The 18,835-nt window shown below is 53.0% G+C and carries 21 protein-coding genes; 3 read left to right on the plus strand and 18 right to left on the minus strand.

Annotation, left to right across the window (positions count from 1 at the left end; genetic code table 11):
* Nucleotides 1-5: 5 nt before the first annotated feature.
* Genes B4C79_RS15610 through ectA form a run of 5 tightly spaced genes read right to left on the minus strand, consistent with a single transcriptional unit; the run spans nucleotide 6 to nucleotide 4,597 of the window.
* A complete protein-coding gene (locus B4C79_RS15610; protein WP_291741270.1) occupies nucleotides 6-1,415 on the minus strand; it encodes a sodium/proline symporter in 1,410 nt (469 codons plus the stop codon).
* 1 nt (nucleotide 1,416) lies between these two features.
* The gene (locus tag B4C79_RS15615) at nucleotides 1,417-2,331 is read right to left on the minus strand and encodes a phytanoyl-CoA dioxygenase family protein (RefSeq protein WP_291741272.1); all 915 of its coding nucleotides are present in this window, start codon (nucleotides 2,329-2,331) and stop codon (nucleotides 1,417-1,419) included.
* A 21-nt stretch (nucleotides 2,332-2,352) separates the two neighbouring features.
* Nucleotides 2,353-2,742, minus strand: coding sequence for an ectoine synthase (locus B4C79_RS15620; protein ID WP_008252477.1), 390 nt, complete (start codon nucleotides 2,740-2,742; stop codon nucleotides 2,353-2,355).
* Nucleotides 2,739-4,073, minus strand: coding sequence for a diaminobutyrate--2-oxoglutarate transaminase (gene ectB / locus B4C79_RS15625; protein ID WP_205882504.1), 1,335 nt, complete (start codon nucleotides 4,071-4,073; stop codon nucleotides 2,739-2,741). Before ectB ends, B4C79_RS15620 begins: the two co-directional genes overlap by 4 nt.
* Complete coding sequence (ectA, locus tag B4C79_RS15630) at nucleotides 4,070-4,597, minus strand: diaminobutyrate acetyltransferase (RefSeq protein ID WP_291741277.1); 528 nt, start codon at nucleotides 4,595-4,597, stop codon at nucleotides 4,070-4,072. The genes ectB and ectA overlap by 4 nt, the downstream gene beginning before the upstream one ends.
* Before the next feature lie 294 nt (nucleotides 4,598-4,891).
* On the opposite strand from ectA, the gene B4C79_RS15635 reads away from it, so the two are divergent.
* Entirely contained in the window at nucleotides 4,892-5,374 is a 483-nt protein-coding gene (locus B4C79_RS15635; protein ID WP_171098213.1) for a MarR family winged helix-turn-helix transcriptional regulator, read from the plus strand.
* 102 nt (nucleotides 5,375-5,476) lie between these two features.
* A complete protein-coding gene (locus tag B4C79_RS15640) occupies nucleotides 5,477-5,704 on the plus strand; it encodes a hypothetical protein (protein WP_171098211.1) in 228 nt (75 codons plus the stop codon).
* Between the two features lie 10 nt (nucleotides 5,705-5,714).
* On the opposite strand, the gene B4C79_RS15645 is transcribed toward B4C79_RS15640, so the two are convergent.
* The 7 genes from B4C79_RS15645 to B4C79_RS15675 form a co-directional block, all read right to left on the minus strand.
* Nucleotides 5,715-6,764: a GGDEF domain-containing protein gene (locus B4C79_RS15645; protein WP_171098209.1), complete on the minus strand. Its 1,050-nt coding sequence runs from the start codon at nucleotides 6,762-6,764 to the stop codon at nucleotides 5,715-5,717.
* A gap of 89 nt (nucleotides 6,765-6,853) precedes the next feature.
* Entirely contained in the window at nucleotides 6,854-7,378 is a 525-nt protein-coding gene (locus tag B4C79_RS15650; RefSeq protein WP_105028564.1) for a chemotaxis protein CheW, read from the minus strand.
* A gap of 14 nt (nucleotides 7,379-7,392) precedes the next feature.
* The gene (locus B4C79_RS15655; RefSeq protein ID WP_291751870.1) at nucleotides 7,393-9,591 is read right to left on the minus strand and encodes a methyl-accepting chemotaxis protein; all 2,199 of its coding nucleotides are present in this window, start codon (nucleotides 9,589-9,591) and stop codon (nucleotides 7,393-7,395) included.
* Nucleotides 9,592-9,611: 20 nt separating this feature from the next.
* Nucleotides 9,612-11,720 (minus strand): chemotaxis protein CheA, encoded by a 2,109-nt coding sequence (locus B4C79_RS15660; RefSeq protein WP_291739305.1) that lies wholly within the window; start codon nucleotides 11,718-11,720, stop codon nucleotides 9,612-9,614.
* A gap of 3 nt (nucleotides 11,721-11,723) precedes the next feature.
* Nucleotides 11,724-12,068 (minus strand): STAS domain-containing protein, encoded by a 345-nt coding sequence (locus B4C79_RS15665; RefSeq protein ID WP_291739306.1) that lies wholly within the window; start codon nucleotides 12,066-12,068, stop codon nucleotides 11,724-11,726.
* 19 nt (nucleotides 12,069-12,087) lie between these two features.
* Nucleotides 12,088-12,453 carry a response regulator gene (locus B4C79_RS15670; RefSeq protein WP_105028561.1) on the minus strand — a complete coding sequence of 122 codons (366 nt, stop codon included), beginning with the start codon at nucleotides 12,451-12,453 and terminating at the stop codon, nucleotides 12,088-12,090.
* 22 nt (nucleotides 12,454-12,475) lie between these two features.
* On the minus strand, nucleotides 12,476-13,669 hold the full coding sequence (locus B4C79_RS15675; protein ID WP_291751868.1) for a methyl-accepting chemotaxis protein: 1,194 nt from the start codon (nucleotides 13,667-13,669) through the stop codon (nucleotides 12,476-12,478).
* Here B4C79_RS15675 and B4C79_RS15680 point away from each other — a divergent pair.
* Complete coding sequence (locus B4C79_RS15680) at nucleotides 13,668-14,057, plus strand: hypothetical protein (protein WP_291742454.1); 390 nt, start codon at nucleotides 13,668-13,670, stop codon at nucleotides 14,055-14,057. The two genes, B4C79_RS15675 and B4C79_RS15680, sit on opposite strands and share 2 nt — an antisense overlap.
* 8 nt (nucleotides 14,058-14,065) lie before the next feature.
* Here B4C79_RS15680 and B4C79_RS15685 read toward each other — a convergent pair whose 3' ends face one another.
* The 6 genes from B4C79_RS15685 to B4C79_RS15710 form a co-directional block, all read right to left on the minus strand.
* On the minus strand, nucleotides 14,066-14,359 hold the full coding sequence (locus B4C79_RS15685; protein ID WP_171098198.1) for a hypothetical protein: 294 nt from the start codon (nucleotides 14,357-14,359) through the stop codon (nucleotides 14,066-14,068).
* 21 nt (nucleotides 14,360-14,380) lie between these two features.
* Nucleotides 14,381-15,367, minus strand: coding sequence for an alpha/beta fold hydrolase (locus B4C79_RS15690; protein ID WP_171098196.1), 987 nt, complete (start codon nucleotides 15,365-15,367; stop codon nucleotides 14,381-14,383).
* Nucleotides 15,368-15,502: 135 nt separating this feature from the next.
* A complete protein-coding gene (locus tag B4C79_RS15695; protein ID WP_291742447.1) occupies nucleotides 15,503-16,198 on the minus strand; it encodes a DUF3299 domain-containing protein in 696 nt (231 codons plus the stop codon).
* 33 nt (nucleotides 16,199-16,231) lie between these two features.
* Nucleotides 16,232-17,530: an ABC transporter permease gene (locus B4C79_RS15700; RefSeq protein ID WP_291751865.1), complete on the minus strand. Its 1,299-nt coding sequence runs from the start codon at nucleotides 17,528-17,530 to the stop codon at nucleotides 16,232-16,234.
* Nucleotides 17,527-18,210, minus strand: coding sequence for an ABC transporter ATP-binding protein (locus B4C79_RS15705; protein ID WP_171098190.1), 684 nt, complete (start codon nucleotides 18,208-18,210; stop codon nucleotides 17,527-17,529). The genes B4C79_RS15700 and B4C79_RS15705 overlap by 4 nt, the downstream gene beginning before the upstream one ends.
* Nucleotides 18,207-18,824 carry a DUF2796 domain-containing protein gene (locus B4C79_RS15710; RefSeq protein ID WP_291751863.1) on the minus strand — a complete coding sequence of 206 codons (618 nt, stop codon included), beginning with the start codon at nucleotides 18,822-18,824 and terminating at the stop codon, nucleotides 18,207-18,209. The genes B4C79_RS15705 and B4C79_RS15710 overlap by 4 nt, the downstream gene beginning before the upstream one ends.
* Nucleotides 18,825-18,835 lie beyond the last annotated feature (11 nt).

Below are 18,835 nucleotides of genomic sequence, written 5' to 3' on the forward strand. Positions count from 1 at the left end.
GGTAGCTAGGGGTGAAACCTGCTGCGGATACTACTTATTGTGAAAATTGCACCCAAAACAAAGGCGCTGAACATGCCCACCGCACCCTCGTAGACGGTACTCGGAAAGCCATAAAACTTCCAAGCCACTGTGGCCATCACGCCGGTACTTGACATGCACAACATCACCAACGAGTTTAATTTTGCACCGAGTACCTGCCAAATCAGAATAGGTACAAACACCGCGCCCAATGTACCCCAAGCCCACACCACCAAAGAAAATACACTTTGCTCGCTCCACAGGCCAATACCGAGGGCAAAAACAGTGGTCATCGCGGTGGCGGTTTTCAAAAACCAGCGATTCTCCGAAGGTTTTCGGGGCAAGTCTTGAGTGATTGCAGACGAACACGACAGCACCAGCGAATCGGCCGTAGACATGGTGGCCGCAAAAATACCCGCCAGCATCAGCCCGGCCAACCAGGGGGGCAACAAGTCGCGCGCCATATTGGGCAGAGCCATCTCAGGATCAAAACCTGTGCTCTCGCCAAAATACAAGCGGCTAAGCAAACCCACCGCGGTTGCCAAGCAGTAAAACAGCAGGTAGTAGCTGTAATACCACCAGCGCACCTGGTTCATTTGCCGGGTATTTTGCAAGGCCAAATACCGGCTGACAATGTGCGGCTGCCCAAGCGCCGCTGCACCGGCAAACATCCAGCCCACCACAAATGCCATTGCCCCGGCATAACCGGGAATATCAAGCCCGGTGGGTGTCAGGTTCATAAAGCCATCGATGGCACCTGCCTGCTGAAACACAGCCTGCGTACCGCCTAAATGGGCAACCGCGGCCACCAACAGCACGACAATCGAAACAATCATCAACAGCGATTGCGCCGCATCCGTCCAAATAGAGGCACGCATCCCACCCGCAATGCTGTAGGCGATTACAACCACTGCAACCATGCTCATACCGATTGCCATGGGAATGTCGAGCATGCCTTCCAGCGCCTTGCCACCCGCTGCAATTTGCGCTGCAGCATAGGTTGCCAGAAAAACAATGCTGAACAACGCAGCCAGCACTTGCCAGCTGCGGTTGTTGGTTCCGCCCCATCGTGCCAACAAACTGATGATGCCATTGGCGTGAATGCGATCCGCCTCATCCCGCATGCGTTCATGCGCAGTTTTTGAGGCAATCAGGTCGCCCACAATCCAACCCAGCATCAGCCAAACAGACTGGATTCCTGCGGTGTAGGTGTAACCAATCAGGCCGATGAACATATAGCCTGAATTGTTGGTGGCCACCGCCGACAGACCGACCAACCACGGCGGCACGCTGCGGCTGGCCACAAAGTAGTCAGCTGCACTTGCCTTGGCCTGCCGAGCAGAACTAAGTCCGATCAGCAGAACCAGGGCCAGGCAGATGAAGAAGCTTGCGCCCAAATTAAGCGGGCACCTGCAAGCTCAATGGCTCAATGGTTCGCGCCGCCAGAAATTCTGGTCGAGGCGTATCTGCCGCATACGGGGAATTCAGCGCATTGCTGACTGCGTTGTACACGTAGAACAGGTTGGCACGCAGGTGGTCGCTGGTGTTCTTGCCTGCGCCGTGCATCACATTGCAATCAAACAACAACACTGAGCCTGCTGGTGCAACCACCTCCTGCACGCCGCCGCTTTCTTCCAGCAAGTCCAGAAACAGCGCTGGCGGCTTGCCCACAGCCTGCTTCTTGAATGCCTCACGGTAACCGGTGGAGTCGGGTGTTTCGCCTGGGCAGGCCACAAAAGTTTTGTGACTGCGTGGCATGAACTTCAAGGAGCCATCGGCAGAAATTTCGTCAGTCAGCAGCACGGTTGCGCTAATGGCGCGCATGCCAGGCATGCCATCCTCGGCGTGCCAGGTTTCAAAATCGCTGTGCCACTCAAAGCCACTGCCATAATGCGGGCTTTTGAAGTTCAGACGCGACTGATGAATGTAAACCGAGTCGTTTAACAAAAACTGAACCACTTCCAGCATGCGCGGGTTGCTCGCGGTTTCTTTCAGCAAACCTTCCATACCGTGCACGCCAAACAGGGTGCGCAACTGCTCTCCATCGGCCTCCTTGATTAATTGGCCAGCATGGGTTTGCGCACAGTTTTTACTAGCCCTCTCCGCGGCGGCACGCAACTCGTTGAGTTCATGAGCAGAAAACACATCGGTCAACACCAAATAGCCATCGCGCTCGAACTGGGCCATCTGTTCCTTGGTCAGGGGTGAGTCTTCTGTCCACTCGCTGTACACCACGGGTTCGGCGCGTCGAATCAAGGCGCCCTCCGATTTGTCACGTGTGGGGTATGGGTCTCTTACGGCTGAAACAATCATTGTGTTTTGCCTCCTGTGGTTTTATTCGGCCAACGCAGGGTATGCGCCGGTTTCATCGTGTACTTCCGCACCAGTCACTGGGGGGTTGAACACGCAGGCCATGATCATGGGCTCGTCGAAGGCACGCAGAATATGCGGGTCGTGCAGGTTCAAGGCATACATGGTGCCCGCCTCAATCGGGTACACCTTGCCATCAATCTTGCTTTCAATTTCGCCTTTGCCACTCACGCAGTACACACTCTCCAAGTGGTTCTTGTAGTGCATGTGCAATTCGGCCTTGGCGTGAATGGTGGTGATGTGAAAGGAAAAGCCCATCTTGTCGTCGCGCAACAGCATGCGAACACTGTCCCAACCCTTGGAATGAATGTGCTTTTCTGTGCCTTGCACTTCGCTGAGTTTTCTAACAATCATGCTTTCACCTTTTTGCTGTTGGCTTCCTTCTCGGCCTTGGCGCTGATTGCGGCCACAGCCTTCTCAAGAATGGTCAAACCTTTTTTCAGGTCTTCCATTTCAATGTTCAGGGCTGCAAACACCTTCACCACCTGGCCATCGTTGCCGCAGGTCTCAATAATCATGTGGTGCTTGAAACACTCCGCCACGACTTCGTCGGCCAGGGCACCACTTTGCATTTCAATGCCCTGCATCATGCCGCGGCCTTTCACCTGCACGGTGACATTGTCGTTGGCTTTCAAAATGCGGTTCAGGCTTTGGTTCACCACCTCGGCACGTTGTGCAATACCGCGCTCAAATGCCGGGTTGGCCCAATACTTTTCAAGGGCGGCTGCGGCAGTAATGAATGCATGGTTGTTGCCTCGGAAGGTGCCGTTGTGCTCACCTGGCTTCCAGAAATCGAGGTCGGGACGAATCAGGGTGACCGCCATGGGCAGGCCCATACCAGACAGTGATTTGGACAGGCAAATCAGGTCAGGCTCAATGCCGGCTTCCTCAAAGCTGAAGAACGAACCTGCACGGCCAACACCGGCCTGAATTTCGTCAAGAATCAACATGGCACCAGCCTTGCGGGTCACCTTGGCCAGGTTCTTCAGCCACTTCATGGAAGCCGGGTTTAAACCACCCTCACCTTGCACGCCTTCCACAATCACGGCGGCAGGCGCATCTTGACCACTCGACTTGTCGGTCAGCATTTTTTCAAGGTACTCGGTGGTGTCCACATCTTCGCCCATGTAACCGTCATAAGGGTAACGGTCAACGCCACACAGTGTAGAAGCCGATGGGCTGCGGTGATGGCTGTTCGCGGTACATGCCAACGCACCTTGCGTTACGCCATGAAAGCCGTTGGTGAACGCAATAATTTGCTTGCGCCCGGTAATTTTGCGAGCCAGTTTGATGGCCGCTTCAACCGAGTTGGTACCAGTGGGGCCCGTAAACTGAATGCGATATTGCATGCCACGCGGCTTCAAAATATGGCGGTTGAACGCATCAATAAACTTGGCCTTGGCGGCGCTGTGCATGTCCAGGCTGTGGCCAATGCCATCGTCTGCAATGTAGTCAAGCAATGCCGATTTCATCTCTGGATCGTTGTGCCCGTAGTTTAACGAGCCTGCCCCAGACAGGAAATCGAGATAATCCTGACCATGCATGTCGGTCATGGTGCTGCCCTTGGCGCGCACAAACAGGGTTGGAAAGCTGCGGCAATAGCTGCGCGCTTCCGACTCGTTTTTCTGGAATGTGCGAATTTTGCTCAGGGTTTGAAAGTCGATTGACTTGCTTGAGTCACTCATTGTTGTACTCCTTGAGTTTGTAGGAATGTCGCCAGTGGCGATGTTGGCAAAGTGATTTCCACCAATACTTCGGTGTTGTGTCGACCGCCAAAGTGAGACTGTTCTTCGAACCAGTCTCGTGAAGACAAATGACTGCCCCAGTCGCGGGCCAGTGATTTGAAAAGCCCCCAAGACGCCGCGTTGTCGGGCGTAATGGATGTGTGAATTTTTGCAATGCCGCTTTGCTGGGCCACCACCCAGTTGAGGAGTCTCTTGCCCAAGCCCAGCCCCCGAGCCTTTTCCCCAACTGCGACTTGCCACACAAAAAACGTGTCGGCTTGTTTGGGCGGAATGTAACCGGAAACCCAGGCAACCACCTCGCTGCTCAGGGTTGCGACTACGCAAGTAGGCGCAAAGTGACTGCATTGCAGCAGGTACAAATAATGGGAGTTCAGATCGAGTGGCTTGCAAGCATCCACAAGGTCGAATACGGCAGTGCCATCTTCGAGCACGGGATGTCGCAAAACGACATCATGTTTGGACATTTGGATGAGATGGCCCTGTTATTGGCAGGCCCATTTGTTATTAATAAATAAACTACTTCTCATCCTTTCGTAAAAGCTCATCATTGAAAACCAATGCAATGAAGAGTTTTTATGAAAGAACAACCTAATAATAGTTTACTTTATAAATAAATGCAAACCATCTTGAATACCCCTCTGACATCGCTGAAATTGTTAAATTTGGTGGGAATGCTCTAAGCGTAGGAAATTCCAACTCACCAGGCCGGTTAATCACTACAATTCATCAAAATGAATTAAATCACCGGGTTAGCGAGCATGGACAGCACCTTACAAGAATCACTTATTTCGCTTCGCCGCATTATTCGTGCCACAGAATCCAGTGCCCGAGAATTGGCCAAAAAAGCTGACATGGCCACCTCTGAATTGTTGACTTTGCAATCGGTGGCCGACAATCCCGGCATTTCCCCGGGCGAGCTGGCCAAGTCGCTCAGCCTTTCCCCCGTGACATCTACAGTGATTCTTCAAAAACTGGAAAGCCGGGGTTTGATCGAGAAAATTCGCAGCACAGTTGACAAGCGCAGGCTTGAAGTGGTGTTGACCGACAAGGGCAAACACGAGGTAAACGATGCGCCGTCCAGCCTGCAAACCCGCTTCGCAGATCGCTTTGAGCAACTACAAAGCTGGGAGCAACATTTGATTGCCTCAGTGCTGGGCCGGGTAACCACCTTATTGGGTGCAGAAACCATGGATGCATCGCCAATTCTTGACGTGGGCGAGATTGACAAGCCGGCAAAATAAACCGAACAAAGCTGTCAAATAAGAATTGACTTATTGTTTAATATTTTTAATAATTGTTTCCAATTTACAACAATTCACACTTTCTGGGTTTGACTGGCTTTCATGTTTGATTTAGGTGCATTTTTTAGACGCAACAGAAAAGTGTTGTGGTTTGCCATTGCAGCATTCATGGTGGTCTTTGTTTCAATACAAATCAGCAAAGCCTTGGCCACGCGCGATTCCAACTACGGTGAAATCGCCGAATGCACCTATGTGCACCAAGCCCCAGAACTTCAAACCCCTGCCAGCCCGCAAAGATCGAGCAGTACCTATTGCCCCACAAAAGGCTGATTAGCCCGATTTACAGCGTTTGAACCAATACCTGGTTTTTCCCGGATTTTTTGGCTTGGTACATCAACTGGTCAGCATGTGCCAAAAGTGTTTCAAGGCTACGCTCCTCAAATGTAGAAACCTGTAGCACTCCCACGCTTGCCGACACAGGTAAATCGGGGCAGGTGTATTGAATGGCCTCTGAAATGGCTGCCCGAATGCGCTGCCCAAGATTCTCGGCCATATCCGAGCGACTGTTGCCCAAACTCAACACCACGAATTCATCACCGGAGAGGCGATACACCTTGTCCTCCGCTCGCAACCGAACCGACAGCTTGGTGCTGACGCGCTTGAGCAGCTTGTCACCCGTGGCATGGCCGAGAGTGTCGTTGACCATCTTGAAATTGTCGAGATCCAGAAAAGACAACACAAAGGGTTCTTTGGCATTGAGCATGCGCCACACGGCAGCCTCAAGTGCCTTGCGATTCAAACTGCGGGTTAAAGGGTCAGTCAGGTTTTCCTGTCGCAGCGATTTCGAGCTGGCCTGAATTTTTACACTGACACCATAAAACTGAATGGGCAGCACCAGCAACAAAAACAGATTGGCATACACCAACTCAAGGTGGGCCTGCCAGTACGGCACCAACCAAGCCAGGCCCAACACAATCGCAATACCCAAGCCAATGTGGCAAGCCAACATGCAGGGGCCATACCGAATACCCCGAACCAGAGCCACCACTGCGATCAAAGGGGACACGGGTGCCAGGAATTCTGCAGCGACAACCAGGCCCCAACCGATCATGGGCAGATCCAGGCAATAACTGGGCAGCTCAATTTTTTCCCAATGTCGCTCACGGTTGGAAATCAGCCAGGATTGCACCAAGGCCAGGTGAAAATAAATACCCAAGGCAATCATGAATGCCATGCGCGCGCCGTTGCCAACGATGGCACCACCAGGGGCAAAAAAGAACACCATGAGAAAAGAAAGCCCGGCAAAAGCCATTCTCTGCCGGGCACGAGAGGCACTGTCTGAAATATCGAGGACGTATTTTAGTTTTAGCATGCGGTTGAGATATCTCATGGGGCCCCACCGGGGGAACATCCCCCCAGTGGGTGTGTCAGCTCATGATCTCAGTGACGCATCAATACCTTCCAGTTCCAAGAAGTTGCTCAGGCCACTGCGGCGGCGGCAGCTTCTTCCAGGTCGGTGGGAATGTCGAAGTCCAGCAGGCGCTCAACATTCAACACCAGCACAAACTCGTCGTCTACCTTGCCAATACCGCGCAAGAAGTCAGTTTTTACGCCCGCACCAAACTGCGGCGGCGGCGCAATAAACTCGGCCCCAATATCAACCACGGCATTCACTGCGTCCACCATGAAACCGACCACTTGTGTTTCGTCGGCCATTTGCGATTCAAGAATCACAATGCAGGTGCGGCGGTTGATGGTGGTTTTGCCTTGCCCAAACCGGGCACTCAAATCCACCACGGGCACCACAGAGCCGCGCAGGTTGATCACGCCGCTGATGCATTGCTGCATCATGGGCACCACGGTAATTCGTCCAAATTCGATGATCTCTTTGATCCGGAGAATTTCCACCGCCAGCTTTTGTCCATGCACCTGAAAAGTCAGGTACTGGTGGCTGGCGCTGTCACTCTCCATGGCCTTGGCCAATTGCTCATTGACATTGCTCATGGTGAGTACCCCTATTAAAAGTCGTCGAAACTGTCGAAACCGTTTGCACCACCCTGGCTGCTCGCCTTGCCGGGCGCTTGTTTGCGCTCAGCATGGCTTGAGTTGCGGGCAGTTGATCGGCCTGTGCCAGTGTCAAAGAAACTCATGGCGGTGTTCAACATGCTGGCCTGACCACTCATTTCCTCCGCAGTTGCAGCCAACTCTTCGGAAGCTGCCGCATTTTGCTGGGTTTGCTGGTTCAAGCTCATCATGGCCTGATTAATTTGCGCCACGCCGTTGGTTTGCTCGTTCGACGCGGCAGTAATTTCCTGCACCAGGTCGGATGTGCGGTTAATCGCTGGCACCATTTCCTGCAACAGGCTACCTGCGCGTTCAGCCTGCTTCACACTGCTGGTGGCCAGATCGCCAATTTCCTGCGCGGCCACCTGGCTGCGTTCAGCCAGCTTGCGCACTTCCGCAGCAACCACTGCAAAACCTTTGCCGTGCTCACCAGCGCGAGCCGCTTCGATCGCTGCGTTCAGGGCCAGCAAGTTGGTTTGATAAGCGATGTCATCGACGATACCAATTTTGTCAGCAATTGCTTTCATGGCGTTCACGGTCTCCGTCACAGCACGGCCACCCTCTTTGGCTTCTTCAGCCGCCTTGGTCGCAATTTGATCTGTTACGCGGCTGTTCTCGCTGTTTTGTTTGATCGAGCCCGCCATTTCTTCAATGCTGGCTGACACTTCCTCAACACCGGCAGCCTGGCTGCTGGCACCTTGTGACAGGCTTTGCGAGGTTTTTGAAATCTCGCGTGCTGCGTTGGTCAGTGAATCGGCATTGCCACGCACTTCCTGAATCACATCGCTCAAACGATCGATGGTGGTATTCACATCGTCCTTCACTTCGCCAAACAAGCCTTTGTAATCGGCTGTAATTTTCTGGGTCATGTTGCCACTGGCCAGCAACTTCAGCACACGGCCCACATCTTCCAGGCCCACGGATGTAGTGGTCAACAGGCCGTTCACGTTTTGGGCCAGGGTTTTCAGGAAACCTTCCTTGTCGTCTTCACGAATTCGATCGCTGAAATCACCATCGGAGGCGCGGCCAACAATACCGGAAATTTCATTCTCGATGGCCACTTCACCTGTGCGGTCGCTCCACTCCACCACCGTACCCAAACGCTCGCCTTCTTCGTTGATCACGGGAGATGCGATCAAGCGGAAGCTAAGTTCACCCACCTTGATGCCGGTTCTCAATGGTGAGTTTAAAGCTGACAACATGCTGCGCTGGTGCGCCGGGTTTTTGTGGAATACGTCGATGTTGGCACCAATCAACTTGCGCACGTTGAAGTTGGGCAGGCTCTTGCGAATCATGTCCTCATTGCGCGTCATCATGGTGTTCAACGAGTTGTTCAAATAAGTAATGTGGTTCTGATTGTCTGCAATCATCACGTTGGTGGTCACTGAGTCAAGCGCAATGCGAATCGCCAGGTTTTCCAGTGCTGTTTTGCGTTCTTTCTCGGCACGTTCTTCTTCGCGCCTGGCCATGGCCACCTCACCAGTGCGGTCTTTCCATTCCACCACGGTGCCCACGCGCGTACCTGAAGCATCAAATACTGGGGTTACCAACAAGTTGAAATGACGCTCGCCAATTGTGAGGTTGGTGCTGTAGGAGTCGCGCAGGCGCGCCAACATACCGCGCTGGTGGCTAGGTACTTTGTGGAAGCTGTCAATGTTGGCGCCCAGAATTTTGCGGGCATCAAATTGTGGCAAGTCTTTCTTGATGTCGGTTTCAGCTTCCACCAACATTTTCGACAGTGAGTTGTTCACATACACAATGTTGTAGTCAGCGTCGGCAATCATCACATTGGTGGCCACGCTTTCCAGTGCCTGTACCTGGCGCTGAGCGAACATGGTTTCCGCTTCAAGCTTTTTCATGGCATCGCGAATGGCTGCGGGCAACTCATCTGCCGCACCTTTCAAGGTTTCTTTTTTCCACAACTGGTGAACACTGCGTACCGCCGTTTCTTCCACTTTGCGGGCGCGCTCATTCACGCTGGCAATCATCTCGTTGATCTTGGTCACCACCGACAACACATCACCGCTCAGGTCTTTGGTTGGCAAAGCCTGCAAAGGCTTCTCAAGGCTTGTTTTCAAGCCGGAAATTTCCACTTCAAGGCTATCAGCAACTGTCGCCAACTGACCGCTCTTTAAAAAATCAAATGCACCCATGTTCGTCTTCCTTTGTAAAATTACGCGTTGGCCTGCTCAAGGCTTGCTGAAATACTGCTCACTTCTGTAATCAATTTTGGTACATCAATAATCAAGGCCACATCGCCGTTGCCCATGATGGTGGCCCCGCTGATTGCCCGGTTCTGTTCAAACAAATTGCCCAGCGGTTTAATCACTGTTTGTGATTCGCCGTGAAGTTGATCGGCCACAATGCCGGCCTTCATGCCGCCAAAGCTGACCACAATGATGTTCTCGCGCTTGGGCCGCTTGGCGTTCGGATGAAACACCTTGCGCAAACGCACTGCGGGCAAAAACTCCCCACGAAGGTCGTAGTGAATGTCCATGCGATCGTCGGTGCCCAAGGCATCAACCGGCAGCTCAAGGCACTCCCGCACATAGGACAGCGGAATGACATACACCGAACCGCCCACACCAATCATGAAGCCATCAATAATGGCCAGCGTCAGCGGCAAACGAATTTCGAATGTGCAGCCCTGCCCGGTGCGTGAACGTACCTGCACAGAGCCACGCAACGCTTCAATGTTTCGTTTCACCACATCCATGCCAACGCCGCGCCCTGAAATGTCGGTAACTTTGTCTGCTGTAGAAAAACCAGGGGCGAAAATCAGCATGTTGACTTCAGCATCGCTAAGTACCTGTTCAGGCGACACGATGCCTTTCTCAATCGCTTTCTTCAGGATTTTTTCACGCGCCAGTCCACGACCATCGTCATTCACTTCAATCACAATGTGCCCACTGTCGTGGTAAGCATTCAGTTGAAGCCTGCCCGTTGCAGGCTTGCCGGCAGCTACACGTTCTTCTGGCGTTTCAAGACCGTGGTCCAGTGCATTGCGCACCAGGTGCATCAAGGGGTCACCAATTTTTTCAACCACTGACTTGTCCAGCTCGGTGTCTTCACCTGAAATTTCAAGCTGAATTTGCTTGCCCAATCCCATCGCAGTGTCACGCACCACGCGTTGAAAACGCTGAAAGGTCTCGCCAATTTGCACCATGCGCAAGCCCAGTGCACCGTCGCGAATTTCTTCAATCAAACCAGCCACTGCACTGGTCGATTCCAGCATGGCGGTGTGGTTCAAGTGCTTGGCTTGCTCCACTGTGCCCGCATTGGCAATCACCAGCTCTCCCACCAGGTTGATCAGTGCATCCAGCTTGTCGGAAGGCACACGAATGAATGAACTGGAGGGTGTGGCTTTGCCTGTTGACCTGGACTTTCCTGAAGCTGTCGCAACCGCATTGCCGGTGGCCTCGATCACTTCAGGCAATAGCTCTTCTTGTGGCCTCGGAAAGCCTGCTTCCTGCAACAGTTCAGCAGCACGCCCTGCGCCTTCGGGCAGCGCATTGGCCAGCGCGTCCCACTGCTCAGGTGTGCAGTTGTGGGCCAGAATTCGGACCTTGCTTTCTTCAGTCAGAAACTCAAATGCATCTTCAATACCAGGCTGGCCTTTGTCGGTGACAAAGCGCAACTCAAAACCCAGGTAACACGATTCAGCATCCAGATCTGCGAAGCTGGGCAGTGCGTCCAGCACGGGCACCACGGCTTGCAACTCACCATAGGTTTCCATGTATGAAAAAATAGGGGCCGGGTCGAAGCCGTCGCACAAGGTGCTGCGCCCCAGCCGAACCGATACATGCCAGGTTTGTTGACTGCTATCAGTCTCAACAATTTTCACTGGCTTACTGCCCGAAGGATGTTCTTCGTGCAACAAGTAGGCTTTTAAACGGGCAGTCAAGCCCGCCTGTGCAGTAGCCATGTCGGGGCTGACCTGTTCAGCATCGCCACCAGCTTCAATACAGTCGACCAATTCTGAAATGTGGTCGCGGCATTCCAGTACCAGGGTGCTCATGTTCGCATCAAACCCGATTTCGGAATTGCGCACGCGGTCCAGCACGGTTTCAAGGTCGTGTACAAAATGTGTAATCACCAACAAACCAAACACCCCTGCACTGCCTTTGATGGTGTGCGCCGCGCGAAAAGCGGCGTTCAGTACTTCGGTGTCGTTGGGGTTTTGCTCCAGCTGCAGCACATAGCTTTCCACTTCAGCCAACAGCTGCCGTGCTTCCGTGAAAAATATGCCGCGCGAAGCATCCAGGTCCAATTCAAAGGCCATGCCTTAGTTCTCCAAAAAACCAGCGTTGATCCAGGACTGCACGCCCAGTCGTGCGGCTTTCATAGCCACGACCTCGGACGGTTTGGTCCAGTGCACGCGCAAGTTCACTGCGGGGTCGTTTTGAATGGTCACCAACATTTGCATGCCTGCCGTGTCCACTTCCTGGCAATTGCTCAAATCAAGCACTACTGAAATTCCCTGATTCAAGGACTGGCGAATAACCTCAACCAGGCCAGCACAATCTGCAATGGTCAAGGTGTCCAACGCCACTTGCGTGTGCTTGCAGGTTGCGATGCTGTTTTCCATCTCGTTCTCAAGGTCTTCTTGCATAATCAGTTCGCTGTGCATGTGCATCCTCCCCGTGGCCTCAAGCCACCAATTTGTTCACTGCTGCAATCATTTGTTCTGGCTTGAAAGGCTTGACCATCCAAGCTTTCAGGCCTGCCGCCTGCCCTTCACTTTTTAATTTGTCGTCCGATTCTGTGGTCAGCATGATGATGGGTACAAACTTGTAGGCCGCCATTTTTTTTACTTCGCGTACGAAGGTGAGTCCATCCATGTTGGGCATGTTCAGGTCACTCACAATCAGGCTGATTTTTCGGCCATCCAGCTTGGTCAATGCGTCCTTCCCATCACAACCTTCCACCACATCAAAGCCCTGACTTTTCAGGGTCATCGATACCACTTGGCGCAGGGAGGTGGAGTCGTCCACAATCAATACGGTTTTGCTCATACAGGTTCTCGTTCTTGGGTGTTTAGAAAAAAGTCAGTTCGTCGCTGCTGGCACCAGGCTTGGTGGCAGCGTTGGTGCTGCCTTTGCCGCTGTGGTTCACGCGCTCTTCAGCCATGGTGTATTTGCGCTCCAGTTCATGCATCAGTGCAGCCACGTTCAAGGTCTCAAGGCCCGTGTTCAACTGGCCCTTCATTTGGCTCAGGCTGTCTTGCACATGCCCCAGAATCTGAGACACACGGTCTTGAAACTGAAAATGCACCACCGCATTGTTCAAACTGGAGGAAACCTGATTGGTGTTGGCGATGATCTGCTCGCTGGCTTGGTGCAGGGGTACGGTGACTTGCTCGAATTGCTCAACCACACCACTCAAGGTTTCGCTGGCTTGGCTAAGCACCTTTTCATCACTGCTTTCCATGCGTGCGGCACCATCACCCGCTTTTTTCGCTGCCGATGCAATCAATTGCACCCGCTCGCGAATCTTCACACCTGTTTCGGCCGACAACATCGAGAGCTTGCGCACCTCGTCGGCCACAATCGAAAAACCCCGACCGTCTTCGCCTGCACGGGCTGCCTCAATGGCTGCATTCAGCGCCAGCAGGTTGGTGCGCGCGGCAAGGTTTTCTACCGAAGCCGCCATCTTGGCCAACTCTTCTGTCGAGGAAATAAAACCTTTTACCTCTTGCATGATGGTGGCCTTCTCATCGAATGAATTTCGAATGCTGCTCAACATGCCATTAAGGCTTTGCGCCACATGGTCAGCCAAACCATTGCCGCTGGATGTGTTACCCAACACATGCGCAGCACCAGCGGCCACGCTGACGGTGTCATTCAATTTGCTGTGAATTTCAGAGAAGGCCTCTGCCAGGTTCACAATGCCCATTTCCATCTGAGAATTGGCAGTGCTCAACTGGCTGTTCAGGGTGGGCACCCAAGTATCAGCCAACTGAATCAGTTCAACCCTTTCTGTATCTGTTTTACTCAACTCATTCACGGTAGAGGACAAGGCCTCTATTTCCGCCTGCAAAACAAGCTGCCGCTTCTTGCCCATTTCATGGATGGCCAATGCACACAGCAGCAATGCTGCACTGCCGAAGACCAGCGGCCACACACTGCTCTGAAAGAACGCACCCAACACCAGAATTCCGACCGATGCTGCAATTAAAACCACAGGCAACAGGGCCTGGGTTTGTGATGCGTTTTTATTGTTTTTTTTCATGAACAGAAATTCCTATCAGTTGTTTGACTGGGCATACTGCGGGCTCAATGGGGGCTGGGGAATGCTCCAACGCTTCATACCAGCCATTGCAAAAAGCGCCACGAACGGTGAGGTAAGCATTGGCTACCCAGTGGTGGAGAACTTGCAGAAATTCGATTGGGGTGCTGCGCATAAAGTCCTCCGATGGACCACTTTGTTAAACGCAGTGAACTTGAATATTTCACGCTTGAGGGAAGTTTGCGCTGATACCCATGTGAGCAATAGGGAGAAAAGAAATGGAAAAGGGGGCCAATATTGGGTTAATGCACTTGGGGGAATGCAACAAAAGGTGAACTGTGTAAATAAATGTAAAAAACCCGCTGCAGGAGCGGGTTTTGAGGCAATTTGAAGAAAATTTTATTGGGCTTCGGCGGGCCTTAAAGTCATGCCAAGTGGCCCTTTGATGGTGCCGTCTTCGTTGAGGTCATAAATGGTGGTTTCACCATCGCTGGTGATTTTCACTTTTTTGTCTTCAACTTCATAGGCAGCTTCGCGGGTTACACCCATGGTGGACACATACACCGTGCCGTTGCCTTGAAACTCATACTTTTGCAAACCCAGGTCGTCTTTGTAAACACCATCCAGGTTGTTACCGCATGCTGTCAACAAACCGAGCAAACCCAGCATGATGCAAGCTTTACGAATGTTCATGCTTCAAATCCCCTCTCAAGATCAGGCCATCCAAAACTCCTGCAGGGCCTTGGCCGTGCGGATCGGAATTTCAACCATGGGCAAGTGGCCCACGCCGTCAAAAAGTAACACATCCGCATGGGGAATAATGGCTTGGTAGGTGTAAGCGCCGGTGTAATGTACAAGTCGGTCCTCTTTGCCCCACATGATCAGGGTAGGTGCCTGTGTGGCCGACATGCCTGGGCCATTGGGGTTGGGCGCATTCACAAACATTTGATGAAAAAGGTGCCGGTTCACATGTCGGCGGTTGATCAGGTCTTGCGCCATGACAGGGGCCAAAGCAAGGGCAATGGCCCGATTGTGTATGGCCAGGCTCATCAGCGTATGCGCGCCGGCCAGGCTCTCAACAATCATCGGGTTGCGACCCTCTTTCAAGCCCGCTTCAAAGCGGGTGTGGTCGCTACCCTTGCCGCCCGCCGGGTTCATCAAACAAAGTGTTTGAACCAGATTCGCATGCCGGCCTGCCAGCAAAGCCGACACCAATCCACCCACAGAGTTACCTACCACGTGGGCTTTGCCCGGCACATGGTTCTCAATCCAGGCAGCAACACGGGCCACCTGATCGTCCAACCCATAAGGTACATTGGCATTGAACTGGCTTTCACCCCAGCCCGGCAAATCCAGCACAAACAAACGGTGCTGTTTCAAGAGGAAAGGCACCAGCGACAACCAGTTTTCCTTGTTGGAGGCAAAGCCGTGCAGCAGTACCACGGGTGAACCTTCTGGGTTACCCCCCTCCAGCCACACCAGTTCATGATCAAGCACAGTGGCCTGCTGGCGCTTAAGGCCGGAAAGTCCTGCATGCAGTTTATTGATCAGGGGCACCGCGCTGCGGTTTTTCCATTGGCGAATTTTCAGGCCATGTGGCGGGCGAGCAAGGCTCAAGTACTTGGGCGCCACATCGTCTAGAAATGCAAGCTCAAGATGGTGCATTCCGGCGAACTCCGTGCCAGTGCTTACATTGCCCATGAATCAAAACCTCCGGTTTAAATCAAACGTTTGTTTGTTTTATCGACTGTAACATCGAGTGATGTAAAGGTATGGGCATGATGCCGCGCTGTCAACGATAAAAATAGAGGGGTTTTTACTAATTCAGCGGCAAATTCAGTCTTCGTAGGGCTGTATGCCGGTGGCGCTTAGTAAATAGGCTGCGTCGCCCAATTCACTGCTGAACTTGCTTGCGGTCAGCTCGCCCCACACCCAATAGGCTTGCATGGCGCCCACTGCAGGCTGGGGTTCACTCAGTTTGACATGAATGATCTGGTTGGCGGGCGGCGGCGGCGTGTGAATGCAGGCGCCGAAATACGGCACCAGCAACAGCTCGTCCACACCCTTCTCGCTTTGCTCAATCGGGATTGCAAAACCAGGAATGCGCACTTTTTTGCCAGTGTAGGCGGTGTTTACCGGGGCATCGTTCCAGGCCTTTCGCATTTTCTCGAGGGCCTCTTGGGCTTTCGGATCGTTGTCCTGCAGTTCAGCGATGTTCAAGCCCCGAAATGCTGCCATTGGGTCCCAATCGGCGGGCATCAAATTGTCCCACTGCAATTCGGGAAACGCAGGGTCAAATACAGTGGCCTTCTTGCTGTCTTTGTCGGCATTGCCAGAGAGCCGGTCGCCAACAGCATACTCCCCATCGGTCGCAGCTGTATCGCTTGAAAGTTGGGCCAGCGTTTGCTCCAGTTGGGTAGCGCCTTCCGCGTTTTGGTCGGGTTTGCCCAGAAACCAGGAAGCAAGGCCGTAGCCCAGTGCGGTTAGCACCACCACCGCCACAACCATCACAATTACTTTGCCAATTTTCATGAAAAACACACCTGCGAATAACTTGATTTCGAATCAATTTGTTTTGGGGCTTAACCCGTCTTGCAACTGGTTTCGATAAGCCTGAAATGCGGGCACCAGGCCCAACAGACTGCCAAATGCAGCAAAGGAAAGCACTGCAAGCAAACCCGCGCCAAGTTCCTTCAGCCCCACCAGTTGTAAACCAAATTGTGCCTGAACCCATGGGGCAAGTGCGGCACCGCCAAGCGCAAGTACCGATACGCCCAACGCAACCCCAACCCACATCACCAGGGCACTTTCAAGAAACAACAAACCAAACACCGTGCGGGGCCCGGCACCCGTTGAACGCAACACAGCCATTTCTCGCCTGCGTTGCCCCAAGGTTACCAACATTACACTGGTCAGGCCCAAAGCACTCACCACCGCCACCAATGCAGCCACAAACAACAACACCCGTTCAACCACACCCACGGTTTGCCACAAGGTACTTAAGGCCACGCCAGGCAAAATAGCGCTGAGCGCCGCATTGGGCCTGCTTTCAAGCTCACGCTGCATGCGAAAAACACCTGCCCGGTTGTTCAAGCCAAGCAACACAGCGGTAACCGACTTGGGCTGCAAATTAAACTTGGTCACGTATTCAGCCGGAATTTCGGCACCGGGCACTGGCACGCCTGCCGCCCAATCCACGTGAATGGCTTCCATACCCGCCAGGCTAATGTGCACGCTTTGATCCACCGGGGTGCCCGTGGGTTGCAACACACCCACCACAGTAAAAGGTTTGTCCGCATGGCTGGGCTCAGTCTGCTGAATTTGCATGCCATGGCTTAATGCAATTTTGTCGCCCACCTTGTGCTTTAAGCGCTTGGCCACTTCTGCGCCCAGCACGGCTTCAAACAAAACACCAGCAGGCTTGCCTACGCTGTAGTTTTCAAAGGCCCGGCCCTGTGCAAATTGCAGGTTTTGCCTTGCACCGTACAAAAACTGATCGAAATAAATGGCCTTGGTGCCTACCACCGCAAAGCCTTGGTAAGAATCACCCAGTGCAATCGGCAAAGCCGACTTCACACGGGGGTCTTGCTCCAGACGTTCGAACTCGGCGTAAGGCACATTGCGCGTGGCTTGGCCAATTCGAAACACGCTGTACAACAAAAGCGAAACCGGGCTTGTTTGCGCCCCGACAATCAAATCTGTGCCTGCCACTGCATTTGAAAAACTGGCCTTGGCGCTTTGGCGGGCCAAATCGATACCCAACAACAAACAAGCGGACGTGATCACACTGAGCAACAGCAACAAAAGGCTGCCCTTGCGGCTCCATGCACTTCGGCTGGCCAACAGAAAAAGCGTTTGGATCATGCTTGCCACTGCCCCATGTGCTGCCGTTTTGCGCAGTGCTGCGCCAAACCCGGATCGTGACTGACCAACAACACAGCAGTGTTTTGTTCAGCGGCCTGTGCAAGCAACAATTGAACAAACTGGGCTTGGTGGCCGGCATCCAGTGCGGAAGTGGGTTCGTCGGCAATAATCAAATCGGGCTGACCAATCAAGGCCCTGGCAGCTGCCACCCGCTGCTGTTGCCCAACTGACAGGGTGGACACGGATTGATTCAGGTATTTGCCCATTCCTAGCGCGTTCAGCAAACGTTCAGCCGATTGCTGCACAGTGCCCGCTTGCATCAAGGCATTTTGTTTGCGTCGCTTTGAGAATTTGCACGGCAAAGTGACGTTGTCCAACACACTCAAATAACTCAATAAGTTGAACTGCTGAAACAGAAAACCAATGTGATCTACCCGAAGTGAATCGCATTGGCTGGCCGACAGGGTGCTCAAATTTTGGCCCATCAAGCTGACATGGCCGCTTTGTGGCAACAACACCCCTGCAATTAAATTCAGCAGCGTGCTTTTGCCACTGCCACTGTCGCCTTCCAGAAAAACTGTGTCCCCGGCTTGCATGGAAAACTCGGGGATTCTTAGTTCAAACCCGCTGCTGGCGTATTTGAATACAAGGTTGTTGCAGCGAAGTACTGCCAAGGTCATTGCACCACCAATGTACTCTGCTTGGGAGTAAGGCTTGCACCAATCTGGCCTTTTGGAAACAAGGCCTGCACTTCAATTTTTTCGAAACCGGAAAACTGTCGAAACACGCGCACATCGATCACCTTCAGTTTGGCGGGTTGCTCACATTCGAATTCATAGGATGCGCGAAAATCGGAATGCCCATTGGCGTCATCGTGATGCTGATGATCATCGGCAGGGCCATGGGAGTGTGGATTCAGAATTTCCGAGTACAACTTGTGGCCGGTGCGTTTGCACTGCGCCTCAGGTGAAAAGGCAAACAGGCCATTGGCTTTCAGCAACGAAACCACGCGACGCGCCTTCACGCGTTCTGCATCTGTTTTGGGTGCGCGCTCAAAACCCAACACATTTTCAAGCGGTGAATACAAGCTGATAAACAGGCCGTTGCCATCCTGCACAATTTCAAGTTCGCCCTGGCCGTGCACGTGCGCGGCATCGTTGTGTCTGCTATCGGTCTTGGCCTGGTCGTGCGAATGCCCGTCATTGCCATGCGCAAAGGCAGAGGTGCCGAGCAGTGCTGCGATGGCGAGCATGGCAAGCCGAAGGCATCGGGGTTGAACTGCGAACTTTGTCATGAATGTCCCTT

Origin of the sequence: Limnobacter sp. UBA7229 (assembly GCF_002473065.1) — a bacterium.
In the GTDB taxonomy this organism is placed as follows: Bacteria; Pseudomonadota; Gammaproteobacteria; order Burkholderiales; family Burkholderiaceae_B; genus Limnobacter; species Limnobacter profundi.